Source organism: Acinetobacter lactucae (assembly GCF_013344765.1).
Classification (GTDB): domain Bacteria; phylum Pseudomonadota; class Gammaproteobacteria; order Pseudomonadales; family Moraxellaceae; genus Acinetobacter; species Acinetobacter lactucae_A.
Window position 1 is genome coordinate 1 of the sequence record NZ_JABVBF010000368.1, and the last position, 845, is coordinate 845.

Here is an 845-nt window from a genome sequence, read left to right on the forward strand (position 1 = left end):
CTTATAAAAGAGACCTATTTAAATTAGAAATAAAAATGACAGTAATTTAATATCAACTGCCATTTTACAAAATACTTTTTATTTCCTGAGATTAAATTCTTTAAAAAAGTTTCTTTTTTTAATGACTTTTAATGAAGAGTATTTTCTCATATTATCAATTTCATCTTTTGTAAAAATATCACTAATTTCAAAATTTCCCCATACTTTTTTAGGAGTATTTTCATTAAGCAACCTACTATCTAAAAAATCAGAAATTTTCTTTAATCTTGCTGGATCTGTAGTAATATAACCAATAGGTACGGTGATAGAACTATCTGGATCAGGAATTATATGATATTGAACCACAGCAATAACATTTTTTATAAATAATACTTCAACGTTATCAATCTTCTCCTCTCCAAATAATATAGCACCATTACTTAACCTTGAAGAGTATCTATTTCTTAGCGTAGTTTCATTTTGAGTATTGCTGAAAAATGGAACTAACATTGGTTCATCAATTTCCGATTTCAAACAATCTATTAATGTATCATTAAATTTAGTTAAGTCAGAACCATTTGCTCCCCAGAAAGGTGTATTAGCTGTTAACCATAAACTAGCTATTTTAATATCTTTCACAATATTTTCTTTAACCTTTTCAAGTTCATTAAAAAAGATCTTAGAATTTTGCTCAAGATAAATTGGACCTAAGATACCTTTAGTATCAGAATTTCCATAACCTGTTAATCTATTATCACGATCAATCAACCACTGAGAGAAGTTTAATTTGTTATTTTCATAATATTTAATTAAGACATTATCATCAAAATTATTACAATATGATATAAAATCTAAACCTTTAATAG

The 845-nt window shown here is 25.7% G+C and carries 1 pseudogene; it reads right to left on the reverse strand.

Going from position 1 to position 845, the window contains the following annotated elements:
- Positions 1-78: 78 nt before the first annotated feature.
- A pseudogene (locus HUN22_RS17375) lies at positions 79-845 on the reverse strand (hypothetical protein); the annotation flags it as partial.